The following is a 19,111-nucleotide window of genomic DNA, read 5'->3' as shown; positions in this document are numbered from 1 at the left end:
TGCGCGCGCCGGGCCGACTCAGGCGCCGGGTCCCAGGATGAAGTTCCAGGCGCCGGTGGCGACGGCCGCGGCGATCGCGACACCGGAGATCGCGGCCCCGACGGCGAGCAGCGCCCACTCGGGCCCGCCGAACCGCGACTCGCGCGCCCAGGTACGACGCCCTGGCGCCCCGAAGCCCCTGGCCTCCATGGCGGTGGCGAGCTTGGCGCCGCGACGGATGGAGAGCACGAGCAGTGCGAAGGCCATCCCGAGGAACCGGCGGATGCGCCCTCGGTCGGCGACGCCCCTGGCGCGGCGCGCGAGTTCGAGCGCACGCCAGTCGTCGAGGAACAGGCCCACCATGCGCAGTCCGGCGAGAGCACCGAGTACGAACCGCGCCGGCAGCCGCACGATCTGACCGAGGCCGTCGGCCAGGTCGGTCGGGTCGACGGTGATGAACAGCACGACCGAGGGCAGGGCGATCGCGAGCACGCGCAGCATCGTCGCGAGCGCGAGAGCCAGCGACCCCTCGCTGATGCGCAGCACGAACCAGTCGACGTAGACCACGCCACTCGTCTCTCCGTAGAGCGCGATGGTCAGACCTGTGAGAGGGGCGGCGAGCCACACCGGCCAGGTGCGAACCCAGAACTCGCGCCACCCGATCCCGGCGAACAGGAACAGCACGAACTCGAGCACGAGGGCGACGGACGCCGACACCGGATCGAGGGTCAGGATCAACGGCACCGCGATCAGGGCGCTCACCCCGAGCTTGGCGACGGGATTGATCGCGGCGACGGCTCCCGTGCGTGCGCGTGTGTCGATCAGGGCCATCGTGCGCCCCCGAGTTCGAACCTCTCGGCGTGCAGCGCCCTCGCCACATCCAGGTCGTGCGTGATCGTCACGATCGCCGACCCCTCCTCGCGCAGCATGGCGAGCATCGCGACGAGCTCGGCCCAGGTGCGGGCGTCCTGCCCGAAGGTCGGCTCGTCGAGCACGAGCACCCGCGGTCGGGTCGCGATGGCCGCGGCGACCGTCAGCCGGCGCTTCTCACCGCCCGACAGCGTGTACGGATTGGCGGCGGCGAGATGCGCGAGCCGCAGGCGGGAGAGCAGTTCATCGCTGCGTGCGGCGATCTCATCCTCACCCACGCCGAGCGCACGGGGGCCGACGGCCAGCTCATCGCGCACGGTCTTGCTGAGGAGCTGGTGCTCCGGCTCCTGGAACACCATGCCGATGCGGGTCAGCAGCTGCTTCGATGCCCAGCGGATCGGCGAGGGACCCGCGCCGGCGGCGAGCACGTCCGACGCGGTCAGGTCGCCGCTCGCCGGAGGGAGGAGTCCGGCCACCGTCAGCCCCAGGGTCGACTTGCCCGCCCCGTTGGGTCCTGTGATCGCGAGCACCTGTCCCGCGTGCACGTCGAGGTCGATGTTCTCGGCGACCGGTCGCCCCTTGACGCGCGCGACAGCCAGGTCGCGCGCCGACAACAGCGGAGTCCCCGGCGCTCCCCGCGGGGGCGGCGGCTCCGCCGGCGGATGCCCTGGCACCCAGACGCCGTCCGCGGCGAGCTGCGCGCCCTGAGCTCCGAGGACCTCGGCCGGGGCCCCGTCTGCGACCACGCCGCCCGCCCCGAGCACGATCACCCGCGTGATGAGGGGCAGCCACACGTCGAGGCGATGCTCGACCACGATGAGCGTCGCCGGGTGTACCCGCAGCATCCGTTCCACCGCGTCGCGCACCTCGCCGACTCCCGCGGGATCGAGGTTCGCCGTCGGCTCGTCGAGCAGCACCAGCCCCGGTCGCATCGCGAGCATTCCGGCGAGCGCGAGCCGTTGCTTCTGCCCGCCGGACAACGCCTTGGTCGGGTGGTCCAGCGGCACGTCGAGGCCGACGGCGGCCAAGGCGGATTCCACGCGCGGCCAGATCTCCGCACGGGGAACCCCCAGGTTCTCGCAGCCGAACGCGACGTCGTCGCCCGTGCGCGCCAGGATGACCTGCGAGTCGGGATCCTGCAGCACGAGGCCCGCGCGCCCCCGGGTGGCGACGGCAGGGGCGTCGCCGACGAGCAGCTCGCCTGCGCTCTCGCCCTCTTCCTCGCCGCCGAGAACGCCCGCAAGTCCGTGCAGCAGCGTCGACTTGCCCGCGCCGGAGGCCCCGAGCACCAGGACGCGCTCGCCGGGATCGATGCGGAACGAGATGTCGCTCACCGCCCAGGCGAGCCGACTCGCATGACGCCACCCCCAGCCGCGCGCCTGCACGGCGGCCGGGGTGGACCGATCCGTCGACATCAGACCCGCACGCGCGCCTCGCGGCCGGAACCGAAGCGGTCGAGGGCCCCGGTCGCGGCGATGCCGCGCGCCAGCACCCAGGACAGGGCACCGGCGATGACCGCACCCGAGATGACCGTGCTGACGAGATAGATGATCGTGAAGGCAGGACCCGAGCCCGCATACCAGAGCACGAGGTTGTTGATGCCGCCGGCCAGCGCGGCACCGGCGCCCGCGAGGATCGCGACCGGCAGCGACCAGCGACGGTAGAAGAAGAGCAGGAAGATCAGCTCGGCGCCCAGGCCCTGCACGAGACCGGCCTCGAGCGTGAGGAACCCGCCCCACTGGTTGCCGATGAGGGCCGACACGACCGCGGCGAGGAGCTCGACGTAGATCGCCGCGCCCGCCTTGCGGATGATGAGCCCGCCGAGCACCCCGGCGAAGAGCCATGGTCCGTCGAGGAGGCCCTGGATGCCGGGAAGCAGCGGCTCCAGGAGCGCCTTCGGCCCGAGGTAGCCGACGTTCCAGGCCAGGAAGATCAGGCCGGCGGCGACGCCGATCACGCTGGCGACGACGATGTCGACGATGCGCCAGCGCAGGAAGCTCCTGGCGGGGGCAGCGGTCTGCGTCGTGGACGCGGATGTGGATGTGGACGTACTCATCTGAACTCCTCCCTGCGCTGGCATTACCCAGATCAGGTTCGACGGTCGAAGCGCGATTCGCTCCCTCTCAGCCCGGCTCGCCGGACTCCCGTGGTTGTGGTGAAGATCTTACCCGCTGACGACACCCGCGTGGCGACAGGGCCAGCGCCGCGGAACACGCCCGGGATTGGGTACCGTAAACGAGTGACTGCTTCAGATCCCGCCGACGAGGCGACGGGCGTCGTTCACGACGACGACCCGTCGGACACCCCCGCCGACGCTGCGGTCGAGCCGGCGGTCGCTGCGGCAGCGGGTCCGCGCGGCGGTTCGGGCTTCGCCGCCGATCGCCTGTTCGCGGGCGACGCACCTCCGCCCGACACTGCGATCGCTCCCGCGATCCCCGTCGATTCGGCTGCTCTGGGTGCGCTGTTCACGGTGGACGACGCCGGTCGCGATGGCGAACCGGAACCCGTGGGCGACGGGGACCGCGCGATCGTTCCGGAGGATGTGATCGCCCCCGAGGACGTGATCGAACCTGAGCACGTGATCGAACCTGAGCACGTGATCGACCCGGGGCCCGCTCCCGAGCATGTGATCGACCCGGAACCCGTGACAGAGCCGACCCTCTCGCCTCCTCTGACGAAGCCGCCGTTCACGCCGAAGTCGCCCCGCGTCGAGGAGATCGCACCCGAAGACGCCGACGCCCTGCTCGACGCGAACGCTCCGCAGTGGGCGAACGACGAGACCACGGCGACGGCCCTGACCTGGGTCGACGCCTCGGCGGTCGCCGCGCACTCCCCCACGGCGACTCTCGACCAGGCCGCGGAGCCCGAGCGGAACGGTGGCCTGCTGCGCGGAGCCCGACTGCGTCCGGCCGTCGCCCGCCCCGGGATCCTGGCGCCGTTGGCCACGCTCGCCGGTCTCGTCGCGGTGTACGCGGGTACGACGCTGCTCTGGCCGTTGCACGAGGTACCCCCGACTGTCGCTGTGGTCGAGTTCAGCGCCGCACCGGCTCCCCCGGCGGCGCTCACCTGGCCGGGAGAGGGCAGCGCAGCCGTCGGCATCGCGGGGTTGAACACCGCCGCGTCCATCGCCGACCCCGTGAGCATCGCGAGCATCACCAAGGTCGTGAGCAGCCTGATGGTGCTCGATCGCATGCCGCTCGCGCTCGGCGAGCAGGGCCCCGAGTTCGGCTTCACCTATCGCGACAGCGTCGAGTACTGGGACTATCGGCGCAGCGACCAGTCCGCCCTCGACGTACCGGTCGGCGGCGTGCTGACCGAGTACCAGCTGCTCCAGGGCACGCTCCTCGGCTCGGCCAACAACTACATCGACCGCCTGGCGTCGGAGATCTGGGGCTCCGACCGGGAGTTCGCGGCGGCTGCCGAGGTCTGGCTGCGCGAACGCGGTCTCACGGGCATCACTGTGGTGACCCCTTCCGGCTTCGACGAGCGCAACGTGTCGACCCCTGAAGCCCTGATCGCGCTGGGCGAGCTGGCCATGCAGAACCCCGTGTTCGCCCAGATCGTCGGCACCACGTCGGTCGACCTCCCCGGCGCGGGAACCGTCGTCAACACCAACGGCATGCTCGTGGACCCGGGCGTCGTCGGCATCAAGACCGGGACCCTCGTCGGGTGGAACCTGCTCACGGCGAAGGACGTCACGATCGGCGACACGACCGTTCATCTGTACGCCGCGGCGCTCAACCAACCCGGTGACGACGAGCGGCTGGCCGTCACGCGCTCCCTGTTCTCCGAGACCGAGGCGGCGCTCGCGGCCCAGGCACCGGCTGTCGCCGAGGGCACGGTCGTCGGTCGGGTCACGACGCTCTGGGGCGAAGATGTCGACGTCGTCACCGAGAGCGATGCCGATGTGGTGCTCTGGAACGGCGCCCTCGCGACCACCACCACGACGTTCGATCTCGGTGACGAGCGCGATGACGGCGGTCGGGTGGGTACGATGACCGCGGCCGGCCCACTCGACAGCACGACGGTGCCCCTGGTGCTGGCCGAGGACGTCGAGGGGCCGAGCCCCTGGTGGCGTCTGACCCATCCGCTCGAGCTGCTGGGCGTCACCGCCGACCGTCCCTGACACCCGCTCCGCCGACCGCCGACCCGACCGGGAGCACAGGCACGGAGCGCAGACACGGCGTGCACGCGACAGCGCCCCACCCCGGCATGCCGGAGGGGGCGCTGTCGTGACGTCTCTCGCTCAGGTACGGTCGGCGGTGCCGTCCGCTCCGTCGTCGAGAAGCGCCTGGGCTGCCGCGGTCTCGGCCGCGGGCAGGTTCGCCCCGACGGACGCGCCGGCCACGGCGGCCACCGTTTCCGACTCGGCCCTCTCCTCCGCTCCGGCGTCGCCTGTAACGACGACCGGCGTCGATCCGGTGAGCGCGTCTTCGGCGTCGATGTCGGTGGCGGCCTGCTCGAACTGCGACTGGTACAGGCGCCAGTAGGCCCCCTGCGCCGCGATGAGCTCATCGTGCGTGCCCTTCTCCACGATGTCGCCGTGCTCCATCACGAGGATGAGGTCGGCGTCGCGGATGGTCGACAGGCGGTGCGCGATCACGAACGACGTGCGTCCTTCGCGGAGCGCGGCCATCGCGTGCTGCAGCAGCAGCTCGGTCCGGGTGTCGACCGCCGACGTGGCCTCATCCAGGATGAGGATCGACGGCTGCGCGACGAATGCCCTGGCGATCGTGATGAGCTGACGCTCACCCGCCGACACGTTCGCGGCATCCTCGTCGAGCACCGTGTCATAGCCCTCGGGGAGCGCGTGCACGAAGCGGTCGACATAGGTGGCCTTGGCCGCCGCGAGAACCTCGTCGTCGGTCGCGGTGGAGCGACCGTACCGGATGTTCTCACGGATGCTCCCGGCGAACAGCCACGGGTCCTGCAGCACCATGCCGGTGCGCGACCGCAGCTCGTCGCGGGTGACCTCGGCGATGTCCTGCCCGTCGAGCATGATGCGCCCGCCGCTGAGCTCGTAGAAGCGCATGATCAGGTTGACCAGGGTGGTCTTGCCCGCACCGGTCGGACCGACGATCGCGACGGTCTGACCCGGCTCCACGCGGAACGACAGGTCACGGATGAGCGGCCGCTCCGGCGTGTACGAGAACGCGACGTTCTCGAACTCGATGACGCCCTTGCCGTCCACCAGCTCGGGGGCATCGGCGTCGTCAGCCTCCTGTTCGTCCGCATCGAGCAGTTCGAAGACCCGCTCGGCCGACGCCGTACCGGACTGCACCACCGCGGCCATGCCGCCCAGCTCGGACAGCGGCTGCGTGAACTGCTGCGAGTACTGGATGAACGCCTGCACATCGCCGAGTCGCAGCTGCCCGTTCGCGACCATCAGACCACCGAGCACCGCGATGCCCACGTAGCTGAGGTTTCCGACGAACATCATCGCCGGCATGATGATGCCGGAGAGGAACTGCGCCTTGAAGCTCGCCTGGAAGAGCTCTTCGTTCTCGACCTGGAACTTGTCGAGCGCATCCTTCTCGCGTCCGAACACCTTCACCAGCGCGTGACCCGAGAAGGCCTCCTCGACGCGCGCGTTCAGTCGGCCGACCTTGCGCCACTGCGTGCCGAAGGCCTTCTGCGACCGCGGCCCGATGATGCCGAAGATCACACCCATCAGCGGCAGCGTGACGAGGGCGACGAGGGCGAGCTGCCACGAGATGGAGAACATCATCACGAGCACGCCGATCACGGTCAGCACCGAAGTGAGCGCGCCGGAGAGCGACTGCTGCATGGTCTGCGTGATGTTGTCGATGTCGTTCGTGACACGCGAGATCAGCTCACCGCGCTGCACCTTGTCGAAGTACGACAGGGGCAGGCGGTTGATCTTCGCCTCGACCGACTCGCGCAGACGCCACATGGTGCGCACCATGATCACGTTGATGACGTAGCCCTGGATCCAGGTGAGGAAGGCCGCGGCCACATAGATCCCGAGAACAGCGGCGATGACCAGACGCAGCGCATCGAAGTCGATGCCCTGGCCGACGGTGAAGTCGCCCAGCGCCCCGACCTGGTTCGCGAAGTCGTCTTGACCCGCACCCCGCAGCGCATCGACCACGACGTCTTGCGGCGTCCCCGCCGGGAACCCGGGGAAGTCGTCGGTCGGCTGTCCGAGTTGGATGGAGATGAACCCCTTGTAGACGAGGTTGGTGGCCTCGGCGAGCACCTTGGGTGCCGCAACCGTGAGGACCACGCCGATCGCACCGAGGATCGACACGAAGACGAACCAGATGGCTGAGGGCTTGAGCAGCCCGATCATGCGCGCGAAGCTCGGACCGAAGTTGTCGGCCTTGCCCGGAGCGACGCTGTCCCAGTCGCCGGAGTTCTGGCGCGCCTGCTCGGCGAGCTCGGCCTCGTACTTCTCCTCGGCGCTCAGCTCGACCTCGGCGACCGCGGCTGCCGGAGTGCCGCGACCGCGCCTTGCCTTGCGCTTTTCGTTGTTCTGCTCGCTCATGCGTCCACCCCCAGCTGCGACTCGACGATCTCTCGGTAGGTGTCGCTCGTCTCGAGCAGCTCCTCATGCGTGCCGACGCCGACCATGGTGCCTCCGTCGAGGACGACGATGCGGTCGGCATCCGTGATCGTGGAGATCCGCTGCGCGACGACGATCTTCGTCACGTGCGGCAGTTCCCGCCACAGCGCCTGGCGCAATCGTGCGTCCGTCGTGAGGTCGAGAGCCGAGAACGAGTCGTCGAAGACGAGGATCTTCGGCTGGTGGACGATCGCGCGCGCGATCGCGAGACGCTGACGCTGACCGCCCGAGACGTTCGTGCCGCCCTGGGCGATGCGGGACTCGAGGCCCTCCGGCATCTCCTCGACGAAGTCGCGACCCTGCGCGATGTCGAGCGCGTGCCAGAGTTCTTCGTCCGTGGCCTCTTCCCGCCCGTAACGCAGGTTCGACGCGACCGTGCCCGTGAAGAGGAACGGACGCTGCGGCACCAGGCCGATGCTGTCCCAGAGCGACTCGACGTCGGCCTCGCGCACGTCGGTCCCGCCCACGCGCACGGAACCGCCCGAGACGTCGAAGAGTCGCGGGATGAGCGAGATCAGGGTCGTCTTGCCAGAGCCGGTGGAGCCGACGATCGCCACGGTCTCGCCCGGCTGGGCGGCGAAGCTGATGCCCGTGAGCACCGGGGAGTCGGCTCCGGGGTAGGTGAACTCGACGTCGTCGAGCGCCACGGATCCGGGAGCCGGGAACTCGGTGACGCCGTTGTCCGGACGCACGAGCGTGGACTCGGAGTCGAGCACCTCGCCGATGCGCTCGGCCGACACCGCGGCGCGCGGGATCATCATCGCCATGAAGCTCGCCATGATGACGCCGCCCATGATCTGGCCGATGTACTGCATGAAGGCGAACAGCGTGCCCACCTGCACCGTGCCGTTGTTGACCTCGATGCCGCCGAACCAGATGACCGAGACGACGGTGACGTTGAGGATCAGCATGAACAGCGGGAACAGCAGCACGAAGAGCGAGCCGACCTTGCGGCCGACGACCATGATGTCGGTGTTGGCGCCGCGGAAGCGCTCTTCCTCGATGCGCTCGCGCACGAACGCACGCACCACGCGGACGCCGGTGAGCTGCTCGCGCATGATGCGGTTCACGTTGTCGAGCTTGCCCTGGTAGCTGCGGAACAGCGGCACCATGCGCCCGATCACGAGCGCCGCCAGGATCAGCAGCAGAGGGACGGAGACCGCGATGAGCCAGCTGAGGCCGACGTTGGTCTGCACGGCGAAGATGATCCCGCCGATCGCGAGGAGCGGCGCGGTCACCAGCATCGTGGCGCCCATCATCGCGAGCATCTGCACCTGCTGCACGTCGTTCGTGTTGCGGGTGATGAGCGAGCCGGCGCCGAACTGAGAGACCTCACGCTCGGAGAACGCGCTGACCTTGCCGAACACGTCGGCGCGGATGTCACGACCCGCGCCCATCGCGGCGCGTGCGGCGAAGTAGGTCGCGGTGACCGAGGCGATGATCTGGCCGAGGGACACGGCGAGCATGAACAGCCCGGTGCTCCAGATGTAGGCGGTGTCCCCTCGGGCGACACCCTTGTCGATGATGTCGGCGTTCAGGCGAGGGAGGTAGAGGGTCCCTGCGACGCTGGCGAGTTGGAAGACCAGGACGGCGAGCAGCAGCCATCGGTATCGGGAGAGATAACGGAAGAGGATTTTTCCCAGCACAGGCGGACTTTCTAGGAAGGATGAAGCGGCGGATCTCCCGGCAGACGGATGCCGACCGACGATCGGCCACAAGACAGAGTGCCACGTTCCGCCGACATTCGTATCCCCCTCGGGGCTGACCTTCGCTCACAGCGAACCACTTCCCGCGGCGACCGGAGGTTCCTGCACGCAGGAGAACAAATGCGGAAGCCGACGCGTACGCATCTTGTGTTCCCCGGCTGGCACAACTTGTGATAGACATATGGCACAAGACAGAACGGACCCCGCATGCCTGCTCACCTCGCATCCCTGATCGACCCGGCGCAGCTGGCGGGTGCGCTCTTGTCGCTGCCGTTGGTCTCGCTGCTCCTCGCGGCGATCATCGCGGTCGGGATCTCCGTCTCGCCCCGATGGGCGGAACGGAGGCGGAGCCGCGTCCGGCTCACCCCGTCGGCCGCGGCCGCGGTGTCGGCCCGCTACGCACCGGAGCACGTCGCCCTCGGCATCGCGGCGATCGCCGTGATCGTGATCTTCGCCGCAGAGAACCTGATCACCGGATACGTCCTCGACCTGTTCGGCGTGAGCCTCAACGGGGTCGTCTCCTGGTGGCGGTACGCGACGCCGGTGTTCACGGCATCCGTCGGCGTCGCCGTCCTTCTGGCGCTGATCGCGACACGAGGCAGCACCCCTCCCGAGCAACCCGTCGTCGCCGCGCGCCGGACCTGGCTGACCTTCACCTCCCCGGGGGCATGGGTGGGCACCGCCCTCGCCCTTCTCGCCCTCACGACGACCACGCTGCTCGCCGGAGTCTCCTCATCGAACATCGACGAGGGCCCGTACGTCTATCTCGAGATCGACGTCCCCAACGAGGCCATCGATCCGATCCGCCCCTGGTTCTACGGCTGGGCGTACGGCGTTCCCGTCCTGATCTGCGCCGCCGTCCTCGTCGCCGTCACCGTGGCGGCACTGCGCGCCAACGCGGCCCGCGCTTTCCTCCGCCCTGAGACGGTCGACGCCGAGCAGCGCGAACGTCGCGACATCGCGAGCGGGATCACCCGACTCACGACATCGGCAGCGCTGCTCGCTCTGGCGGGGGCTCTCCGGTTCATCGCCGAAGCGGGATCCGTCGCCGGGCTCACGGTCGAGGGCGACGGCCGCAGCGACACTTACGACGCCGTCTGGCGATACGGAGAGATCGCGGCTGTCGGCGGCTGGCTGGCACCGGTGCTCGAGGTCACGGCGTTCGTGCTTCTATTCCTCGTGACCGCTCACCTCGCGCACGTCTCCGAGTCCGCCGCCTCTGCCCAGCCCACCGCCGACGCGAGGGCCGCACGGTGAGCCCGAGTCCGAAGCTGTCGCCGGCCGACGAGGCGAATCCCGCCCTCGACATCTACCGACAGCTGCGCGGCCTCATCGTCTCGGGCCAGCTCGGCGCCGGCGAACGGCTGCCGACCGTACGCCAGACCGCGAGCGACCTCGGCGTGGCTCCCGGCACGGCCGCCCGCGCCTACAAGATGCTCGAGGCCGAGGGACTCGTGGTGTCGCGTACCGCGGCGGGCACTCGGGTCGCCGAGTCCGCAGGGGTGCTCCCGGCAGCGGTTATCCGGCGCATCCGCGATCTCGTCGACGAGGCCTCCTCGGTCGGCGCGGACCCCGACGACGTGGTCGACGTGCTCCGGACGATCTGGCAGACGCGCACGGCCGACGCGCCCGCGGTTCCGAATCCGTGACGGGCCACCTGTCGGGAGCTTCGACGCGGATCGCCGCGAAACGTGTCGGTCCGCCCGACAGGCGTGCATCCGTCCGACGAGTGCGCGGGCGGAAGACGGGGACTCAGAACAGCGGAGGCTGCGGCACGTAGGCGCGGGCGGGGGCTCCCGCGTCCGGGGCGAGCTCGGCCAGCGTCGGCGGATCCCACCGAGGGTTCCGATCCTTGTCGACCAGCTGCGCGCGGATGCCCTCGACGAGATCCGGATGCTGGTTCACGAACCACATCACACGTCGATACTCGCCTTCCAGCGCGGCGCGGAGGCCAGGAAGATCGCGCGCCTCGCGCACGGCATCGAGCGTGACGGTGAGGCCTGTGGGCGCGAGCCCTTCGAGGAGGTCGGCCACGGCGACGGCCTCCGTCGTCCCCTGGGCGTGCAGGCGCTCGATGATCTCGCTCACCGTCGGGGCGGAGAACGCGGCATCGATCCAGTCCTTCGACTCCGGCAACCGGGTGGGCTCCGGCGTCTCGTCGAACAGCAGCACGATCTCGCTCGGTCCGGTCGGATCCGCGCGGAAGGCGAGGGCCTCGCTCAGCGCCTCCAGGCGGTCGGACGGGACGAAGTGGTCGGCGAAGCCCAGATACACGGCATCCGCGCCGCTCATCGTCGCGCCGGTCAGACCGAAGTACTCGCCGAATCGCCCGGGCGCCCGGCCGAGGAGCCAGGTGCCGCCGACATCGGGCGTGAACCCGATCCGCGTCTCGGGCATCGCGAGCTTCGAACGCTCCGTGACGATCCGGATGGCCGCGTGACCGGCGAGCCCGATGCCGCCGCCCATGGTGATGCCGTCGGCGAAGGCGACGATCGGCTTCGGATACTCGGCGATCATGGCGTTCAGGGCGTACTCGGCGCGGAAGAACTCCGCCGTCTGCTCGGCCTCTCCCGCCACGATCTGCGCGTGCAGCGCACGGACGTCCCCGCCGGCGCACATGCCACGGTCCCCTGCTCCGTCGAGCAGCACGATCTGCACGTCGGAGTCGTCGCGCCACGCGTTCAGGGTGTCGGTCAGGATCTCGATCATCCCGACGTCGAGCGCGTTGATCGCCTCCGGGCGATGGAGAGTGAGTCGCCCGAGCGCTCCTTCGGTGCGGACGAGGACTCGCGATGCAGCCAGAGAATCGGTCACGCGTGCCAGGCTACCCCGTCGGCGAGGGCGGGGATTCCGCGCGAAATGCGGGATCCGACAGGCTTTTCCGGCAGGATAGGGAGGAACTGTTCACTCCGAAGAGAGGTCACGGATGCCTGAAGGACAGGTGCTGGAGTTCACGCACGTGACGAAGCGCTTCAATGAGGTTACCGCCGTCTCGGACTTCTCCGCGCGCGTCGAACCCGGCGCTGTGACCGCCTTCCTCGGCCCGAACGGTGCAGGCAAGACGACATCGCTGCGCATCCTGCTCGGTCAGGTGCGCGCGACCTCCGGGACCGCCACGATCGGTGGCACCGCTTACGCGGAGCTGCGTCAGCCGCTGCGCACCATCGGCTCCGTGCTCGAAGAGACCGTGTATCGCCCCCGGCGCACGGCCGAGCGGCAGCTGACGATCGCCGCCAAGGCGAACGGCATCCCGCTCGCGCGCGTCGGCGAGGTCCTCTCCCTCGTCGGGCTGGAGGGCGAGGGCGACTCCCGGATCGGCGGATTCTCGCTCGGTATGCGTCAGCGGCTGAGCGTCGCGCACGCGCTTCTCGGTGACCCAGGCGCACTGGTGTTCGACGAACCGGCCAACGGCCTCGACCCCGAGGGGATCCGCTGGATGCGGCTGCTGATGCGCCGCCTCGCCGACGAGGGCCGCACGGTGCTCGTGTCGTCGCACGTCCTCAGCGAGGTGGAGCAGGTCGCCGACAACGTGCTGGTCCTGTCGAAGGGCCGCCTGGTGCTGTCCAGCGGCATCGAGACGCTCGCCGACCCGAAGGGCGGTTCCGTCGTCGTCGACGCCGCTGATCGAGGGGCGCTCACGGCCGCCCTGGCCCAGGCCGGGTTCGACATCGAGGTGCTGCGGTCGGGCCTGACCGTCCGCGGGGGTGACGCCGGCACTGTCGGAGCCGTCGCCGCCGAGGCCGGGATCGCCCTGAGCACGCTCGTGCAGCGCGGGCCCACGCTCGAAGACGTCTTCATCGATCTGATGCGCGGAGGACGGCTCGCTTCTCCGACTGGAACACCTCTCCCGTCCGAGTCCTCGCCCGCAGTCGCTGGGACCGCCGTCGACAACACCGCCGAGACCGCAGAGGAGCCCTCCGTACCGGCCGAGACCCTCGTCGCCGTCCCCGTCGCAGCGGCCGCCGCCTGGGCGGCGCAGGCCACCGCGGCACCCGCCGATTCCGAGGAGTCCGCGGACGCGCTCGCAGCCGCGGATGACGCGACGCAGAGCCCTGCCGACGAGACTCCGGCGGCTGAGGATTCGCCCGCGGCGGAAGAGACGACGACGGCTGACCTCGCGACGTCGACGGAGGAGGCGACGTCGTCGGAAGAGGCGGAGACGTCGGAAGAGGCGGAGACGCCCGCGGACTCCGCCGACTCAGCTCAGACGGACGAGGGAGGGGAGCCGGCGGCGGTCATCACCTCGGACGAGGAATCGCCCCGGCGATCGTTCGACGAGATCCTCTTCGGCTCGGCAGCTCCGGTCGCCCCCGCGACCACGAGCGCAGGTGAGGCGAGTCACGGCGTCGCCGAGATCTTCGAGAGCACTCACGACGCCGGCGATGGGTCGGTCGCGCGCGCAGGCGATGAAGACGACATCGCGACCCCGGTCGACGCCGACCCCGACGTGGATGAGACCGCGTCGAACGTGGACGGCACGGACGCGGACGCCGAAGCTGCCACCGAGGCTGCCGCCGACACCGACGCTGCCGACACCGACGCTGCCGACACCGATGCGACCGACGCAGAAGCAGACGCAGCTGACACCGATGCCGGCGACGTGAGCGACGACATCGAAGGCGAGCACGTGGGTGTCGAGATCTTCGCCGACCTCGCCGACACCGACATTGACACCGACGCCGACACCACCGAGGATTCAGGTGCCGACGACTCGAGTGGCGACGGGTCGGGCGCCGACGCCGTCGATTCCACAGACGCGGACGCCGTCGATTCCGCAGAGACCGACGACGCCGATCCGCGCTCGGCGGCCGTCAGTTCGATGCTCGCTGCTGCGGCTCGCGCCTATTACGAGGACGAACCGAAGGACTACCCGCTGGGCGACGAGTCCGAGGCGACCCCGGCTGAGTCCGGCGACGAGGGTGCGCACTGGAGCATCGCCTCCACGGGCGTCATCGACACCGTGCCGCTGTCGGCATCCGACACGACCGCCGAGGAGTCTGCGCAGCCGGTTGCCGACGGGAGCCCGGCCGAGGACGGCACGCAGGCGGAAGGCGCCGATGCCGAGGTCGACGGCCAGCACCACGACGGTGAGCACCACGACGGTGAGCACCACGACGGTGAACACCACGACGGCGATCGCCACGACGGTGAGCACCACCGCGACTGAGGCCTCCGCATCGACGAGAACGCCCTCCCGACCCGACGGTCCGGAGGGCGTTCTCGATTCCTGAGGCGCTGGATACGCGACTCGCGCCCTTGATCGGATCAGGCAGGCCGAGGGCGGATGACCGGTCGCCGACTCCCCTTCGTCACCGGCGTCGGCGCTGTGGCGACGATCTCCTCGACGTTCGCCGGCTCGGCAGAGACATCGAGTCGCAGAGCCTGAGTGAGGGCGAGTCCGTGGCGCGTGGTCAGGATCAGCCGACGGTACTGCTCGTCGCCGTCGAGGTCGATCACGACGCTCGGCCGCCGTCGTCTGATCAGGACGAAGTCGAGGCTCCCCGCTGCCTTCCAGCTGCCGGCCGCGAGGACGCCAGGGATGTGCGTGCCGGGGTTCGGCACACCGCGAAGCCAGGTCCACGCGTCTTCGGTCAGCTGAACCTTGGTGATGGTGTCGCGGGCGATACGGAGGTTCTCCCGGTGGAAGGTGGCGGCACGCTCGATCGGCGAGAGCACGACCTCGAGTTGCGTCTGGTCCAGCAGCAACGTCACCATGCCACTCAGTCTGCCAGCGCCGCCCTGCCAGTTGTCTGGAAGTTGCTCACAGGAACGCAACGATCCCTTGTCGATGAGCACCAGTCTCGACCTTCCCGCTACCGACTTTCGCAGGAAGGCTCCACACGTGACCGGCGCCCGCGGCAGTTACGGGCGCGCGGCGGCCGCGGCCGCGGCGGCAGCGGGGAGGGCGGCCTCGATGTGCTGCAGCTCCTCCTCGCCATGCGCTGCCGTGAGGAACCAGGCCTCGAACACACTCGGCGGAAGAGCCACACCCTGCTCGCGCAGCGAGTGGAAGAACGGAGCATAACGGAACGACTCCTGCGCCTGCGCCTCGGCGTAGGTGCGCGGCGCCGACGCGCGGAACGACGCGCTGAACAGGTTGCCCGCTGAGGCGACCGCATGAGTCACGCCCGCCGACGTCAGTGCGGCATCGAGGGCAGCGGACACGCGTGCGGATGCCGCGTCCACGGTCGCGTACACCTCGGGCGTCGCGAGTCGCAGCGTCGCGAGCCCGGCCGCGACCGAGAGCGGATTCCCCGACAACGTACCCGCCTGATACACGGGTCCGAGCGGCGCGAGCAGGTCCATGACCTCGGCGCGACCACCCAGCGCGGCCAGCGGCATCCCCCCGCCGACGACCTTGCCGAACGTGAAGATGTCGGGGAGGTACTCCTCACCCGCCGCGGCCTGGAGACCCCAGAAGCCCGCCGGATGCACGCGGAAGCCGGTCAGCACCTCGTCGAGGATCATCAGGGCGCCGTGTGCGTGCGCGGTCTCGGCGATGAGGCGGTTGAACCCGGGCAGCGGAGGCACGACCCCCATGTTCGCGGCCGACGCCTCGACGATGACCGCGGCGATGCGCTGACCGTGCTCGGCGAACACCGCAGCCAACGCCTCGGGGTCGTTGTACCCGATGACGAGGGTCTGCGCGGCGATCGGCGCAGGCACACCCGCGGATCCGGGAAGAGCGAGCGTCGCGACGCCCGAACCCGCCTCGGCGAGGAGTCCATCCGAGTGGCCGTGGTAGTGCCCGGCGAACTTCACCAGCAGGTCTCGGCCGGTGGCACCGCGCGCGAGGCGGATCGCCGTCATCGTCGCCTCGGTCCCGGTCGAGACCAGGCGCACGCGCTCGATCGGACGGGTCTCGCCGAACCTCACACGGTCGGCGATCAACGCCGCGAGCTCGACCTCACCCTCGGTCGGGGCACCGAAAGACAGCCCCCGTGACGCCGCCTCCTGCACCGCGGCGACGATCTCGGGGTGGGCGTGCCCGAGCAGAGCCGGACCCCACGACGCGACCAGGTCGACATACTCGCGCCCGGCCGCATCCGTCACCCTGGCGCCCTTCGCAGATGCCAGGAACCGCGGCGTCCCGCCGACGGAGCCGTACGCGCGCACCGGCGAGTTGACGCCACCGGGGATCACTGCACGGGCAGCGGAGAACAGGTCGTCGTTGCGGTCGGTCATGAAAACTCCTCAGTCAGCCGCGCAGCCAGCCCGCAGCCTCGGTCGCCCAGTACGTCAGCACCGCATCGGCGCCCGCACGGCGGATCGAGAGCAGGGACTCCAGCACGGCGGCTCGGCGGTCGATCCAGCCGTTCGCGCCGGCGGCCTCGATCATCGCGTACTCACCCGAGACCTGGTATGCCCACACCGGAATGCTCACCGTGTCGCGCACCTCGCGCAGCACGTCGAGGAAAGCCATCGCGGGTTTCACCATCACGATGTCCGCGCCTTCGGCCTCGTCGACGACAGCTTCGCGCACGCCCTCTCGACGGTTACCCGGGTCGAGCTGGTAGGTGCGCCGGTCGCCGGTCAGCTGCGAATCGACGGCCTCGCGGAACGGTCCGTAGAACGCACTCGCGTACTTCGCGGCGTAAGCGAGGAGCAGAGTGTCGGTGAAGCCTTCCGCATCCAGGGCGGCGCGGATCACGGCGACCTGACCGTCCATCATCCCCGACAGACCCAGCAGCTGCGACCCGGCCCTGGCCTGCGCGAGCGCCATGGATGTGTAGCGCTCGAGCGTCGCATCGTTGTCGACCGAGCCGTCTGCCGCGAGCACACCGCAGTGGCCGTGGTCGGTGAACTCGTCCAGGCACAGATCGGTCTGCACGACGAGCGCATCACCGACCTCGGCGGCCAGCGCCTCGGTCGCGATGTTGAGGATGCCACGGGGATCGTCGGCCCCGGAGCCGCGCGCATCGCGCACGGCCGGCACACCGAACAGCATCACGCCGCCCACGCCGGCTTCGGCGGCTTCCACAGCCGCGGAACGCAGGGAGTCGAGCGAATGCTGGGCGACTCCTGGCATCGAGCCGATCTCGACCGGCTCGGAGAGACCTTTGCGGACGAAGAGCGGGAGCACGAGCTGTCGGGGCTGCACCGAGGTCTCGCGCACGAGATCGCGCACCGCCCTCGACTGGCGCAGTCGCCTCAGGCGGACATCCGGGTAGCTCACGGCGCGAACTCGTCAGCGGCGTGCGGAAGTGTGAAGTGCGAGACCGCCTCGATCAGGGCGTCGACGGTCTGACGATCGGCGACGACCGACACCGGCAGGCCCGCTCGCTCGGCGTCCTTCGCGGTCCGCGGCCCGATCGCGGCGAGCAGCGTCTCGTCGGGGATCTCCGGGAACTGCTCGCGCACCTGCTCGGCGACAGAGCCGCTCGTGATGAGGATCGCGTTGATCCGACCGTTCTCGACATCGCGGCGGATGCGCTCCGTGACCGGCACGCCGACCGTGCGGTAGGCGACGACACCGTGCACGTCGTGCCCGGCTTCGGACAAGAGTTTGCTGAGCACGGGCTTGGCGATCTCGCTGCGCAGGGCGAGGATGCGGCGCGGCTCCTTCTCGAGGGCGATGAGCTGCTGAGCCATCCCCTCCGCCGAGTTGTCCTGCTCGGGGACCAGCGTGACCTCGTAGCCGACCGCCTGCAGCGCCGTCGCCGTCGTCTCGCCGACCGCGGCGATCTTGGTCGAGCGGGGCACCTGTGCCCGGTGTGCGAAGAGCACATCGACCGTGGTGGCGCTCGTGACGGTCAGCCAGTCGAACTCCCCCGCCGCCAGCTGCGCCAGGGCGGCGTCGAGCGTGGCCTGGTCGGTCGTCGGGGCGAAGTTGATGAGGGGCGCCACGACGGGGACGGCACCCAATGCACGGAGGCTCGCGGCGACGCCGTCGCCCCAGGGCCCGCCGCGGGGTACGAGGATTCGCCAGCCGTCCAGCGGTCGGTCCTGCTTGATTTCGGAAGTGGTCATGAGGATTTATTGCTCTCGGGGTACGAGGCCGGCCGCCCCTTGATCGAGCAGCCGACGGGCAACAGTGAACCCGAGCTCGCGCGCTGCGTGCATCGGGTCTGCACCATCGGCAGCATCCGCTCCATTGCCACTGCCGTTCCGACGAATATACTCCCCGTTCAGGGCTTCGGTGACGTCGAGGCCGATCCGGCGGCTGCCGTCGAGGGCGTAGACCACCGTCCTGACGCGGATCGAGGAGCCGTCGACGACGGCGTGCGCTGCCATGGGAGCCTGGCACCCCGCGTCCAGTCCTTCGAGGATCGCACGCTCCACCGTGATCGCCAGGCGGGTCGGCGCATCGTCCAGTTCCGCGAGAGCCGACAGCAGTTCGTCCGGGGCATCAGTGCGCGTCTCGACCGCGAGCGATCCCTGCCCCGGAGCGGTCGGCCATTCGGCGAGACCGAGCTCCTCCCGGCGCAGCGGCGAGTCGGTCTCGAGCCGTGACAGACCCGCGGCCGCGAGGATCACCGCGTCCAGCTCTCCGGAGGCGACACGTGCCAGGCGGGAGTCGACGTTGCCGCGGATGTCGACGACCTCGGCACCGGGCGCCCTGCGGTGCACCTGCGCGATCCGACGCGGCGAACCCGTGCCGACCGTGCTCCCGGAGCGCAGTTCGTGCAGGGGGACGCCGTGACGGGTGAGGACGACGTCGCGCGCGTCTTCGCGCCGGGGCGTCGCCGCGATCAGCAGCCCATCGGGGACGGCCGTCGGCAGGTCCTTCAAGGAGTGGACGAGGAAGTCGCACTCGCCCGCGAGCAGTGCTTCGCGGAGCCGGGTGGCGAAGATGCCCTGCCCGCCGATCTCGGAGAGCGACGCACGGTTCGTGTCGCCCTCGCTCGTGATCGGAACGAGTTCGACCCGGCGGCCGGACACCTTCTCGAGTGCCGCGGCGACGTGACCCGATTGCGCCTGCGCGAGCGCACTGCGACGGGTACCCAGACGGATGGCGGTGCTCATGACG

15 protein-coding genes and 1 riboswitch are annotated in these 19,111 nt (G+C 70.0%); of the genes, 4 read left to right on the top strand and 11 right to left on the bottom strand.

Features of this window, described 5'->3' with window-relative positions; translation table 11 throughout:
* Window positions 1-18 precede the first annotated feature (18 nt).
* The 3 genes from AB0E56_RS05130 to AB0E56_RS05120 all read right to left on the bottom strand — a co-directional run bounded on the left by AB0E56_RS05130 (window position 19) and on the right by AB0E56_RS05120 (window position 2,905).
* On the bottom strand, window positions 19-810 hold the full coding sequence (locus tag AB0E56_RS05130; protein WP_359797150.1) for an energy-coupling factor transporter transmembrane component T: 792 nt from the start codon (window positions 808-810) through the stop codon (window positions 19-21).
* The gene (locus tag AB0E56_RS05125) at window positions 801-2,264 is read right to left on the bottom strand and encodes an ABC transporter ATP-binding protein (RefSeq protein ID WP_359797149.1); all 1,464 of its coding nucleotides are present in this window, start codon (window positions 2,262-2,264) and stop codon (window positions 801-803) included. Before AB0E56_RS05125 ends, AB0E56_RS05130 begins: the two co-directional genes overlap by 10 nt.
* Entirely contained in the window at window positions 2,264-2,905 is a 642-nt protein-coding gene (locus AB0E56_RS05120) for an ECF transporter S component (protein ID WP_359797147.1), read from the bottom strand. The genes AB0E56_RS05125 and AB0E56_RS05120 overlap by 1 nt, the downstream gene beginning before the upstream one ends.
* A riboswitch (TPP riboswitch) is annotated at window positions 2,896-3,007 on the bottom strand. (Overlaps the previous gene by 10 nt.)
* An 81-nt stretch (window positions 3,008-3,088) precedes the next feature.
* On the opposite strand from AB0E56_RS05120, the gene AB0E56_RS05115 reads away from it, so the two are divergent.
* Entirely contained in the window at window positions 3,089-4,975 is a 1,887-nt protein-coding gene (locus AB0E56_RS05115; RefSeq protein WP_359797146.1) for a D-alanyl-D-alanine carboxypeptidase, read from the top strand.
* Between the two features lie 120 nt (window positions 4,976-5,095).
* On the opposite strand, the gene AB0E56_RS05110 is transcribed toward AB0E56_RS05115, so the two are convergent.
* The gene (locus tag AB0E56_RS05110; protein WP_359797145.1) at window positions 5,096-7,357 is read right to left on the bottom strand and encodes an ABC transporter ATP-binding protein; all 2,262 of its coding nucleotides are present in this window, start codon (window positions 7,355-7,357) and stop codon (window positions 5,096-5,098) included.
* Window positions 7,354-9,081, bottom strand: coding sequence for an ABC transporter ATP-binding protein (locus AB0E56_RS05105; protein ID WP_359797144.1), 1,728 nt, complete (start codon window positions 9,079-9,081; stop codon window positions 7,354-7,356). The genes AB0E56_RS05110 and AB0E56_RS05105 overlap by 4 nt, the downstream gene beginning before the upstream one ends.
* Window positions 9,082-9,348: 267 nt before the next feature.
* On the opposite strand from AB0E56_RS05105, the gene AB0E56_RS05100 reads away from it, so the two are divergent.
* Both AB0E56_RS05100 and AB0E56_RS05095 read left to right on the top strand, forming a co-directional pair.
* Window positions 9,349-10,398, top strand: a complete 1,050-nt coding sequence (locus AB0E56_RS05100; protein WP_359797143.1) for a hypothetical protein — start codon at window positions 9,349-9,351, stop codon at window positions 10,396-10,398.
* Window positions 10,395-10,790: a GntR family transcriptional regulator gene (locus AB0E56_RS05095; RefSeq protein ID WP_359797142.1), complete on the top strand. Its 396-nt coding sequence runs from the start codon at window positions 10,395-10,397 to the stop codon at window positions 10,788-10,790. The genes AB0E56_RS05100 and AB0E56_RS05095 overlap by 4 nt, the downstream gene beginning before the upstream one ends.
* Window positions 10,791-10,893: 103 nt before the next feature.
* On the opposite strand, the gene AB0E56_RS05090 is transcribed toward AB0E56_RS05095, so the two are convergent.
* Window positions 10,894-11,955, bottom strand: a complete 1,062-nt coding sequence (locus tag AB0E56_RS05090) for an enoyl-CoA hydratase/isomerase family protein (protein ID WP_359797141.1) — start codon at window positions 11,953-11,955, stop codon at window positions 10,894-10,896.
* Window positions 11,956-12,067: 112 nt separating this feature from the next.
* Between AB0E56_RS05090 and AB0E56_RS05085 the strand changes: the two genes are divergently transcribed.
* Window positions 12,068-14,308 (top strand): ATP-binding cassette domain-containing protein, encoded by a 2,241-nt coding sequence (locus AB0E56_RS05085; protein ID WP_359797140.1) that lies wholly within the window; start codon window positions 12,068-12,070, stop codon window positions 14,306-14,308.
* A gap of 98 nt (window positions 14,309-14,406) precedes the next feature.
* Here the strand turns inward: AB0E56_RS05085 and AB0E56_RS05080 are convergent, their stop codons facing one another.
* From AB0E56_RS05080 to hemC, 5 genes are all read right to left on the bottom strand, one after another.
* The gene (locus AB0E56_RS05080) at window positions 14,407-14,856 is read right to left on the bottom strand and encodes a hypothetical protein (RefSeq protein WP_183151112.1); all 450 of its coding nucleotides are present in this window, start codon (window positions 14,854-14,856) and stop codon (window positions 14,407-14,409) included.
* Window positions 14,857-15,003: 147 nt separating this feature from the next.
* Complete coding sequence (locus tag AB0E56_RS05075; protein WP_359797139.1) at window positions 15,004-16,326, bottom strand: glutamate-1-semialdehyde 2,1-aminomutase; 1,323 nt, start codon at window positions 16,324-16,326, stop codon at window positions 15,004-15,006.
* 13 nt (window positions 16,327-16,339) lie between these two features.
* Window positions 16,340-17,317: a porphobilinogen synthase gene (hemB, locus tag AB0E56_RS05070; RefSeq protein ID WP_359797138.1), complete on the bottom strand. Its 978-nt coding sequence runs from the start codon at window positions 17,315-17,317 to the stop codon at window positions 16,340-16,342.
* Complete coding sequence (locus AB0E56_RS05065) at window positions 17,314-18,111, bottom strand: uroporphyrinogen-III synthase (protein ID WP_359797137.1); 798 nt, start codon at window positions 18,109-18,111, stop codon at window positions 17,314-17,316. Before AB0E56_RS05065 ends, hemB begins: the two co-directional genes overlap by 4 nt.
* Before the next feature lie 6 nt (window positions 18,112-18,117).
* Window positions 18,118-19,107, bottom strand: a complete 990-nt coding sequence (hemC, locus tag AB0E56_RS05060) for a hydroxymethylbilane synthase (protein ID WP_359797135.1) — start codon at window positions 19,105-19,107, stop codon at window positions 18,118-18,120.
* Between the last annotated feature and the right edge of the window lie 4 nt (window positions 19,108-19,111).

Origin of the sequence: Microbacterium sp. NPDC028030, assembly GCF_040637855.1 — a bacterium.
GTDB lineage: Bacteria > Actinomycetota > Actinomycetes > Actinomycetales > Microbacteriaceae > Microbacterium.
Note: the sequence above shows the minus strand (reverse complement) of the source record. Positions and strands in the feature narration are given on the sequence as shown.